General features: G+C 43.2%; 11 protein-coding genes. All 11 read right to left on the bottom strand.

The window, feature by feature from the left end; translation table 11 throughout:
• A partial coding sequence (locus Q0438_RS07385) for a hypothetical protein (protein WP_299189766.1) occupies nt 1-399 on the bottom strand: 399 nt, incomplete at its 3' end.
• Complete coding sequence (locus Q0438_RS07380; RefSeq protein WP_299189764.1) at nt 392-1,078, bottom strand: methyltransferase domain-containing protein; 687 nt, start codon at nt 1,076-1,078, stop codon at nt 392-394. The genes Q0438_RS07380 and Q0438_RS07385, both read right to left, overlap by 8 nt.
• On the bottom strand, nt 1,072-2,046 hold the full coding sequence (locus Q0438_RS07375; RefSeq protein WP_299189763.1) for a glycosyltransferase: 975 nt from the start codon (nt 2,044-2,046) through the stop codon (nt 1,072-1,074). The genes Q0438_RS07380 and Q0438_RS07375 overlap by 7 nt, the downstream gene beginning before the upstream one ends.
• Nucleotides 2,043-4,172 carry a bi-domain-containing oxidoreductase gene (locus Q0438_RS07370; RefSeq protein ID WP_299189761.1) on the bottom strand — a complete coding sequence of 710 codons (2,130 nt, stop codon included), beginning with the start codon at nt 4,170-4,172 and terminating at the stop codon, nt 2,043-2,045. The genes Q0438_RS07375 and Q0438_RS07370 overlap by 4 nt, the downstream gene beginning before the upstream one ends.
• Nucleotides 4,169-5,266: an acyltransferase gene (locus Q0438_RS07365; protein ID WP_299189759.1), complete on the bottom strand. Its 1,098-nt coding sequence runs from the start codon at nt 5,264-5,266 to the stop codon at nt 4,169-4,171. Before Q0438_RS07365 ends, Q0438_RS07370 begins: the two co-directional genes overlap by 4 nt.
• Nucleotides 5,263-6,456, bottom strand: coding sequence for a UDP-N-acetyl-D-mannosamine dehydrogenase (wecC, locus tag Q0438_RS07360; RefSeq protein ID WP_299189767.1), 1,194 nt, complete (start codon nt 6,454-6,456; stop codon nt 5,263-5,265). Before wecC ends, Q0438_RS07365 begins: the two co-directional genes overlap by 4 nt.
• Nucleotides 6,450-7,586, bottom strand: a complete 1,137-nt coding sequence (gene wecB, locus Q0438_RS07355) for a non-hydrolyzing UDP-N-acetylglucosamine 2-epimerase (protein WP_299189754.1) — start codon at nt 7,584-7,586, stop codon at nt 6,450-6,452. Before wecB ends, wecC begins: the two co-directional genes overlap by 7 nt.
• A gap of 149 nt (nt 7,587-7,735) precedes the next feature.
• Nucleotides 7,736-8,434, bottom strand: a complete 699-nt coding sequence (locus tag Q0438_RS07350; protein ID WP_299189744.1) for a 3-methyladenine DNA glycosylase — start codon at nt 8,432-8,434, stop codon at nt 7,736-7,738.
• The gene (locus Q0438_RS07345; RefSeq protein WP_299189742.1) at nt 8,431-8,556 is read right to left on the bottom strand and encodes a hypothetical protein; all 126 of its coding nucleotides are present in this window, start codon (nt 8,554-8,556) and stop codon (nt 8,431-8,433) included. Before Q0438_RS07345 ends, Q0438_RS07350 begins: the two co-directional genes overlap by 4 nt.
• Complete coding sequence (locus tag Q0438_RS07340) at nt 8,553-9,536, bottom strand: ATP-binding protein (protein ID WP_299189740.1); 984 nt, start codon at nt 9,534-9,536, stop codon at nt 8,553-8,555. Before Q0438_RS07340 ends, Q0438_RS07345 begins: the two co-directional genes overlap by 4 nt.
• The coding region (locus tag Q0438_RS07335) for a TRCF domain-containing protein (RefSeq protein WP_299189738.1) at nt 9,520-10,379 on the bottom strand (860 nt) is incomplete at its 5' end. The genes Q0438_RS07335 and Q0438_RS07340, both read right to left, overlap by 17 nt.

Raw genomic sequence — 10,379 nt, 5'->3', positions numbered from 1 at the left:
AGAATACTGCTCAAATTCTCTGCACCATTTTCTATCCATCAATGTAGCATTGGAATATCCATGATTATGTCCATGGTATGCTATCTCATCAGATCTACCAAGAATGGAATTTAATAGCTTTAAAAAATCATCATTATTGTATATAGATCCAGTTTTACCGTTATCTAAATATGTTGAGTGCGAATTCATTACCAAAAAATATGTAACTCTAATTTCTGGATATTTATTTAATAAATAGTTTACAAAATAATTGTATAGACCTCCATCGCCTAATCCAAGATAACCACAATCACATTGCTCTCTTAAAAAACGTGACTGACATTTTGAATTTGTAATATCGTCTATACCGAAAATAATGGGAGAGGTTTTATCTAAAAACCATTTCGCTTTACTAATCATCTCTACTCTTTGCTTTAGCAATAAAAAATAGGCCATCATAATTTTGTCTTTTAGTGAGCCGGTATACTAATATTCTTTTCAAAATTTTAATATAATCTAAAAAGGATTTTGTCTTAAAAAACATATTTTTGTTTTCTGAGTAATAATAGTCATATTTTTTCTCTACATATCCTTTTCTATCCAGTAATTGCTTTAAGGTCTCAAAGCTATACCAACAAACATGCTCTTTATTTAACCATAAATTTTCGAGATTCCCAGACTTGATTAGCTTAATACGCTCATTAGACCAAGGATTCGGCGTAGTGATAATTAATAATGATTCATCGTGCATAAATCTTTTTATACCATCCAGCATTAAACCAGGATTTTCAATATGTTCAATCAGTTCTCCACATACCACAATATCAAATTTATCTTGATATTCAGGCTTATCCAGTTGAGTAACATCTGCGTAATATGCAATATATCCGTATTTATCTTTCAAAATTTCTACATCTTCTTGCAAATAATCAAAACCGACTAAGGAGCTAGCAACTTCTGCAATTTTGCTATGAAGCCAATCATTTGATTTGATTTTTTGTTCATACAACTTATGCTGTATAAATCCTAGGTGTAAAACTTTTTTATCACAACATATTTTTATTATTTCATCTTTTCTAAAAATCACATTATCTAACATAAAACATCCTTTACTTTATCATATAAATCATCTAAATTTCTATTTTTAAACAAAATTGTTCCCTCTGGCCTATCACATACATCACTAGCTATCGCAGGGCATTTAAAATATAAAGCCTCTCTAATACTAAGGGCATCGCCATCGGTATTTGTAGGTCTTATCATTAAACTAGCCTTTTTAAATATAGGCCAAAGCTCTTTTTGCCCAGTCAGAAAATAAAAATTTTCCTCTAAATTTAACTCTTTTATACGCAGATGCATTTTATCTATATACTCCGTATTAACCTTTTCGTTTGCTAGTGCGAAAACAAATCCCAAATTTGGATATACGTTTTTTAGCTTAGCCGTAAGTTCTATGCACATATCAAGTCCGTATAGGTCGGTATTTTTATAAAAAGATATTTGAAATGCGTTTGCCGTTATTATTCGCGTCTTACTTTTTATAAAATCGTAAAAAGATTCGGGGTAGGTAGCTAAAATTTTATCTTCCTCCTCTAACGGTGGCGGCAAGAAAGCATGCTCGATTATAATACTTTTTGGAATATGCAAATTCCTACTTTTGTAATCGTCCAAAATGTGTTTATTAACCACCACCAAAACATCTATGTAATGAAAAAAAACCCTATAAACCAATGCCTTAAATTTAGAGGACTCTTCAAACAACCTTGGATTATGGCTAGTAGCAATTAAATCAAAATTTTTAAAAAGTCTAGCAATCATAAGCACAAAAACTATCATCATGCTAAACGAGTGAATATTTACGGCTCGAAATTTTGTTTTGCACAATACCGCAAACAAATCGATATATTTCTTAAAACCTTTCTTGGATACATCAAATACTTGCGAATTATCTAGCGACCTACTCAGTCTATAAATATAAACCGACACTCCGCCAAGAGGAGGCGGATATGGTCCGATTATTAAAATTTTATCGTATTTTTTAAGTATATCTTGCACTAACAAACTCATATCAAAAACGAAATCTCCGTCGTCTGCACCATATCCCAAAGCTCTATCGGCCAGCTTTTTTTGCTTCCTTTTAGAGCCCCAAATAGCGCCTCAAGCTCTTCGAGCTGTCCCTTTTGGCTTACGCTCGTTGAAATTTCTTTCAGCCCCACTCCATATCCTTTTAGGCTTTTATAATCGTCCAAAACGATGCTCTTGCCGTCAAAGTGGATCTCCATAAACTCCTTGCTTAGCTCCTTACTGCCGTTTGCAAAATATTCGATATTTGCCACCGAGCCGTCTTTGTATTTTAAAACGATGGATTTGTTATCCTCGGCGCTATATTTTTCATTACTCGGCGTGATCGCCTGTGAAAATACGCTCTGTATCTCGCTGCCCGTTAGCGCCGTCATTAGATCTATTATGTGGCATGCTTCGCCAACCATCCTACCGCCGCTTTCATGCACCCAGTGATCCATCGGTATGTAGCCCGCGTTCATTCTATATCTAATTATCATAGGATTTATTCTAGCGTCCGTGTGCTTTTTTATCTCCTCTGCATAAGCGCTAAATCGCCTGTTAAATCCCACGAATAAAAGGGGCTTGTCGCCTTCCCCTTCGTAAAATTTCTTTATCTTTTCAAGCTCCTCTTTGTTTGTCGCAAGCGGCTTTTCTACAAATACGTTTTTACCCGCTTCAAGCGCCTTTAAAGTAAGCTCCGCATGGCTATCGTGCCTTGTGGAGATGATCACAAGATCGACATTTTTATCGTTTAAAACATCGTCTAAATTTGAAGTAGCGTAGTTCGCTCCATATTGCTGCGCCACCGCCTTTGCCTTGTGTCCGCTTCGGTTCATTATCGCGTAAATTTTATACTTATCCGTAAGCTTTGAGATGTTAGGCAGGTGCATACCGGTGGCAAATCCGCCGACTCCGACGAATGCGACGTTTATCACATCCCTGTTTACTGGCGCAGAGCTTATGATGATTTTTTTATCATGATTTAGATAGCTATCAAGCTCGGCTAAATTTGCCTCGCCGTAGTCAAGTAAAACCATAAGCGGCTTATTCTGCGAAGTTTGCAAAGACTCAAACGCCTCCGTTACCTGCTCGATAGGGTATTTTGCATCTATGAGCTTATCCAGCTTTATCAAATTTTCATTTACCAGCCTTAGATACTCGCTCATATTTCGATTTTCAGTCCATCTTACGTAGCTAAACGGATAATCAAGCCCCCCCTCTTCGTAGCTCTTATCGTAGCGGCCCGGCCCATAGGATGTGGAGATGAGAAAATCAAGCTCCTTTTTATACATATCCTCTCTATTGATCTGCATGCCGGCAACGCCTACAAGCACCACTCTGCCCTTTTTCTTGCACATCTGAAAACTTTGAGATAGCGGCTCGCTACTGCTCGTAGCGGCGGTAAATAGCACTCCATCGGCGCCGTATCCGCCGCTCCAAGACGAAACGACGTCTAACAAATCGTCTTTTGACGGGTTTATGACAAGCTCGGCGCCATATTCCTTTGCTATCTGCAAGCGCCTATCGTCAAAATCGCTAACAGCAACCCTCACTCCTGAAATTTTAAGCATTTGCACCGCAAGAAGCCCTAATATCCCAGCTCCCACGACTACGCAGGTCTCGCCCAGCCTCAGATCGATCCGCCTAACGCCTTGCATCGCTATGCCGCCTAGCGTCACGGTGCAAGCCCGTTCAAAGTCCATATCCTGCGGCATTTTCATAACTAAATTTTTCGGCACGTCCACATACTCGGCGTGATTCGCAAGCCCTGCGCCGGCTGCGGCAACGCGTTCACCGATTTCAAAATTTGAAACGCCCTCTCCCACCGCTATGACGACGCCGCTAAGCGAATAGCCGGTCGGATTTCCGCTATCAAGCTTACCTTTTACCTTCGCATAGACGCTAGCTATGCCGTCGGATTTCACCATATTGATGACTTTTTTTACGTTCTCCGGCTGCTCCAAAGCCCTTCTAATCAAGCTCTTTCCGCTATTTGATACGCCGCTTATCTCGGTGCCCGCCGATATGCAGCTATTCACTACTTTGATAAGAACGCATCCCCTTGAAACGCTTGGAGCCGGTATCTGCTCTGCTAAAACCTTACCTTTTTTAACTATTGCTTGTATCATTTTACAACCTTTATTTGTTTTAACTTCAATGCCGGCTTTTCTATAAAATTCCAAGAAACGCAAGCTATCGTGAGCGTCGCGGCTACTACTATTAGATATAGCCATAAAGAGCCGCCAAAGCCCAGACTAATTAGAATTTGAACTATCAGCATATGATAAAGATATGTACTATAAGAGAGATCTGTGCTTCTAGCTATCTTTAAATTTGTGTAGGAAAAAGCCATACTAAAGATCACTAGCGCCAAAAGGAAAATTTGAAATACAGTAGAAATTTCCAAGCCTCTCTTATAATCTCCAAGCCCGCTTCCAAACTCTATAGCCGCAAAACAAAATATCAAATAGAGCGCAATATAATATAAGCCGTAGCCTACGAGATATTTTTTTATATCCAGCCAATAAAGTCTCATAACCATGCCGATGATAAATATCCACAAAAACGGCAAGCATATAAGCTCAAGAAGCTTATTTAAATTTGAAGCGGAGTAAAAATTTTCATCGGCGATTGCTGGAATTATCATTGATGTAAAAAATAGGAAAACTAACAACAAATTTCTTATGATCACCTTCCTAATACACAAAATAAATGGAAGGACGATATAAAACGATAATTCGACGCTAAGCGTCCATAAAACGCCGCTCGGATAAGAGCTAAAAAAGCCGTCATAATTATATAAAACATCATTTTTTATACCGATTATAAAGCCCGCTATGCCTGAAGCGGCGGTAATGACATACAGCACGAAGTATTCTATGTATTTTAATGCCGAGATATCATTAAAATTTTTGCCCACGTACATAGCTACCTCAAGTACTAAAATATTTACGAATAGAGCCGGATATATTCTAAGCGCTCTTTTTATAAAATACTCTTTTAAATTCCCGCTATTTAAATAACTATCGGTAATTAAAAATCCCGAAACCAGAAAAAATAATGGAACGCCGGGAAATAACCTAAGAAATTTATCCACGTAGCCCCCCCATAAAAGCGGTATTTTTAGCCATCCTGTCGAGTGCATATATACCACTTGTAAAGCAAAAAGTAATCTAAAAAAATTCAGATGGTTATCTCTATCTATTACTTTTTGAAAACTCATTTACAAATTCCGCAAAAATCCAAAACTTCTTTTTCTATTTTCAGCCCTTTAAATTCCTTATGTCCGACCAAAAATACGATAATATCCGAAATTTCGATAGCCTTTTTATAATCCACTATCTCAAAATCTTTGTGAGCCTTGATATTGGGCTCTACAGCGACCACATCGACGCCGTCTGCGATCAGGCGTCTGGTTATATTTAGCGCAGGCGACTCCCGCAAATCGTCGATGTCGGGCTTAAAAGCAAGCCCCATGCACGCGACTTTAGGCTTTCTGCCGTTTTGCAGCTCAAATTTCAAAGCAGCGTTTTTGATCTTTTCTATGCTCCACTCTGTTTTGTGGTTATTGACCTCTCTTGCGGATTTAATCAGCCTCGCTTCGTAGCCGCCCGCATGCACTATAAACCACGGATCGACCGCTATGCAGTGCCCGCCTACGCCGCAGCCCGGGTTTAAAATATTAACTCGCGGATGGCGGTTTGCTAGCGAAATGAGCTCCCAGACGTTAATGCCGAATTTATCGCATAAAATGCTAAGCTCGTTTGCAAAGGCTATGTTCACGTCGCGGAAAGAATTTTCAGTGAGCTTCGCCATTTCGGCGGTTCTTGCGTCCGTTTTTAAAATTTCGCCTTTAACGAACGTCTTATAAAATTCCGCCGTTTTCTCAGCAGCTTCCCTATTTAGACCGCCCACGATCCTATCGTTTTGCGTGAGCTCTTTTAAAATTTTACCGGGCAAAACCCTCTCCGGGCAGTGAGCGATGTAAATTTTAGAAGTATCTACGCCGCTATCTTTTAAAATTTGACCTATCTTCTCCGTCGTGCCGACCGGCGAGGTGGATTCTAAGATCACGATATTTCCCTCTTTGATATAGGGCGCTACCGCCCTGCTCGCACTTATGACGTAATCGATATTTGGCACGTATCCGTCGCGAAACGGCGTCGGGACGGCTATGATAAAAACGTCTGCGAAATCTGGCTTAACATCCGCTTTTAAATTTCCGCTTTCTACGGATTTTTTTACAAGCTCGCCGAGCTCAGGCTCTACGATATGAATTTTGCCCTGATTAATCGTATCTACGACGTTTTGCACTACATCGGCGCCGTGGATTTTATAGCCCTTACTCGCTAAAAGCGCCGCCGTCGGCAGGCCGATGTATCCAAGGCCTACTATACAAATTTTTTTCACAATGTTTCCTTCAAAAAATCAAGTATCCTTCTGCATGCTTTTCCGTCGCCGTAAGGACTTATACTTTGGCTCATTTTATCATATTCATCTTTTGAATTTAATAATTTTTGCGCTTCTTTTACGATATTTTCGCGCTTCGTTCCGACTAGCCTCACGCATCCGGCCTCTATCCCCTCGGGGCGCTCGGTTCTATTTCTAGTTACCAAAACGGGCTTGCAAAGGCTCGGCGCCTCCTCTTGGATACCGCCGCTATCGGTGATGATCATATACGCTTTGCTCATCAAATACACGAACGCGTCGTATTCCAGCGGATCCATTAAGAAAATATTCGGCAGGTCCGATAAAATTTTCTTCACCGGCTTTTGGACGTTCGGATTGAGATGCACGGGATAGACTATGTCCACATCGGCGTTATTGGCGGCTATTTCGCGGAGAGCCTCACAGATATTTATAAAACCTTCGCCGAAATTTTCCCGCCTATGACCGGTTACGAGAATGAATTTTCTCTCGCCAAGATGAAATTTAAAATTTATGGAAGATAAAATTTTATCTCGCAAGATCGCATCTCGCTCTATCTTATCGATGGTCCAAAAAAGCGCGTCTATAACGGTGTTGCCGCTTACTACTATGTTTTTTGCGCTTTTGCCCTCTTTTAGCAGATTTTCTTTTGCGCTCGCAGTCGGTGCGAAGTGATACTTGGCTATCAGGCCGGTAATCTGCCTATTTATCTCCTCCGGAAACGGCGAATAGATATCGTGCGTCCTAAGGCCCGCCTCAACATGCGCCACATCAATCTTTTGATAAAATGCGGCTAGCGATACCGCGCTTGTCGTAGTCGTATCGCCGTGGACAAATACGATGTCCGGTTTGTAGCGCTCGAATATCCCGCGCATGCCGAGCAGCACCCCCGACGTCACATCGTACAGATCCTGAGCCTGCTTCATTAAATTTAGATCAAAATCGGGCTTGATCTCAAAAAATTCAAGCACCTGATCAAGCATCTGTCTGTGCTGCGCCGTGACGCAAACTTTCACTTCAAATTCCGCGCGCTTTTGAAATTCCTTTATCAACAGAGCCATCTTAATGGCCTCCGGACGCGTCCCGAATACTATCAAAATTTTTCTTTTCGTCATAAACTCCCCTAAATATCGATTTTTTAACCAAATTTATCGCCGTAATTTTAATTAAATTTTGCTATATCGGCGCTCAACAATATCTAAAATCACCTATTTGTCGCTACTTGCGCAGTTAAAATATTTTTTGTTTTAAATACTACTAAGATTTATTTTAAATTATCAAAAAATTCCATCGCGCTCTCGTCGAAAATTTTACCTCTCAGATGCGCTTTGCAAAATTCTACTATAAGCCCGTGAAATAGCGCATACACGTCGTTTTCGCTCTCCAGCTTTCCTGCTTTTGCCGCCGCATCGCAGAGAAAATTAGCGGAATTTACAAACTCATAGATCCGCCCAAATTCTAGCTCGCCGAGCCACGCGCTAAGCTCGTCGTAGCTTTCAAACTCATACCCCAAAGCCCCAAGCAGCCGTGCCGAATAGCTGTCCGCAACCATCACCGCGCGCTCGCACGCATAACACAGGATCGCATCGCAGCTCTCCGCACCGATCCCTTTGCGCGCTAGCAGCCACTCGCGGCTAACGCCCGATTTAAAGCTCTCAAAATCCCCAAAATCCGCGATCATCGCTTTGCAAAGCAAGCTTAGGCGCCTAGCTTTTTGATTATAAAATCCGCTTACTTTGATGATCTCCGCAAGCTCCGCTTCGTCTAGCCCGGCGATGCTTTCTAAGCTCAAAAGCCCCTTGCTACGCAAGTTTTGCAGTGCCGCGTCTGCATTGCGCCACGCCGTATTTTGGATCAAAATCGCCCCCACGACCACCTCAAAGCTTCCAAACGCGGGCCACCAGCGAAAATCCTTGATTTTCACGGCGCGAAAAAGCGCGATAAAAAGCTCGGTCGCGCTCATTTCACGCCTCCGAAATTTCTAGCATCGTTTTTAAAATTTCGCGCGGCGGCGGCGATTTTTTGCGTGCGCTCTAACACTGCGATAAAATTTACGCCAAATTTAAATTCGCGCGCTGTATTCATCTGCCGCCGCCTTTTAAATTTGCAAAAAATTCCTCGCCAAAGCTCAGGAAAAACTGCTTTGCCGCGCGGCCGCTGCGGCTTGCGCGAAGCATCGCAAACTCACGCGCCTTTGCGTGCAACTCGTCTAAATTTGCGGCGAAGCTCAGGCGAAATTCCGCCGCGTTCATGCCTTGCGCAGCCGCAAAATAGGCATCTACGATCCCCAAATACTCCCGCATGCTCCCGCCGTAAAAGCTTAGCTGCAACCCAAAGCGCTCGCTCAGGCTGATTCGTTCGTTCGCCGCGTCGCTTAGGTGCAGCTCGCCGCAGCTTATCTGCGCGGCGTCGTTATCGCTTGCGCATTCGCCTACGATGTGGCGGCGGTTGGATGTCGCATACATCAACACATTGCGCGGCGCGCGCTCCAGTGAGCCTTCAAGTAGCGGCTTTAGGTGCTTGTAGCCGCTCTCGCCGAGCTCGAAGCTCAAATCGTCGCAAAAGATGATAAATTTAAAATTTGTTTCGCGGATCGCGTCGATTATATCCACGAGATAGCCCAGATCGTCCCTGCCGATCTCGATGATCTTAAGGCCCTGCGGGATAAATTTAGAAAAAACCGCCTTCGCAAGGCTTGATTTGCCGCAACCGCTCTCGCCCCACAACAGCGCGTGGTTGGCACTCGCGCCGCGTAGGAAGGCGTCCGTGTTTTTTATAAGAGCCAATTTTTGGCTCTCTAACCCCACGAGCGCGTCAATACCCATGAAATCGATGTCTCGAACGATCTTTAGCGCCTTTTTATTCGCGCGAAAAGCGACGACCTGCACCCCGCGCCAATCAATCGCGCTAAAATCGCTGAAATAAATTTGCTCGCTGGCGCCGCTCTGGGCGCTTTTTAGGACGGCTTGCGGAGCTAAATTTAAACCGCTCGCCGCGTCCAAATTTAGCCCTTCGCTCCCGCTTTTGCTCGCGCTTTTTTTGATATTTTCATCGCAAGTTCGCATTTTTTAGCTCCCTTCGCAGATAGATCAGAATTTCGCTTATCACGTCGTCATCGTCGCGCGTCTGAGCCTTTAATCGCACCTTATCGCCGTTTGCAAGGGTAATCAAGATATTTTCGTCCATACTCGAAATCACGCGCAAGCCGAGCTTCGTAGCTAAAACCTTAATCATCATCACATCGATGAATTGCTTAGTGTAAATGTCCGCGCGCCCGAAGCGATCCTCGATCTCGCCGAAAATTTCAAGCACTTCGCTCGCCTCGGCGCACTTACTAAGCCGCCTGTAAAGATCCAGCCGCAGGCGATCCTCTCTGATAAATTCCGAGTTTAAAAAGGCGTTTACCGAAATTTTAAGCTCCACGCTCGCAGCAGCGCTCTTTCTGCTTAGCAGCTTGCCGATCTCCTCTTCGAGCATCTTTAGATAAAGCGAGTAGCCGATCGCCTCGATATGCCCGCTCTGCGCCTCTCCGAGCAGATTCCCGCCGCCGCGAATTTCAAGATCGTGATATGCAAGCACCGAGCCGCTGCCCAAAAATGAGTTGCTCTCAAGCGCTACGAGCCGTTTTAGCGCGTCCTGCGTGAGAGCGGTTTTATCCTCGATCAAAAAGTAGCAAAAGCCCTGTTTGTTGCTGCGTCCGACGCGACCGCGCAGCTGGTGCAGATCGGCGATGCCGAATTTATCGGCGTTTTCGACGATGATCGTATTTACGCGCGGCATATGAATGCCGCTTTCTACGATGCTGGTGCAAAGTAGCAGATCGTATCCGCCTGCCACAAATTTTAAAATTTCATCCTCCGTCGTCTTGGCGTCGATCTTGGAGTGCAAAATTAGAATTTTAAGATTCG

Source organism: uncultured Campylobacter sp. (assembly GCF_938030785.1).
Classification (GTDB): domain Bacteria; phylum Campylobacterota; class Campylobacteria; order Campylobacterales; family Campylobacteraceae; genus Campylobacter_B.
This window is presented reverse-complemented; position numbering and strand designations above follow the sequence as displayed.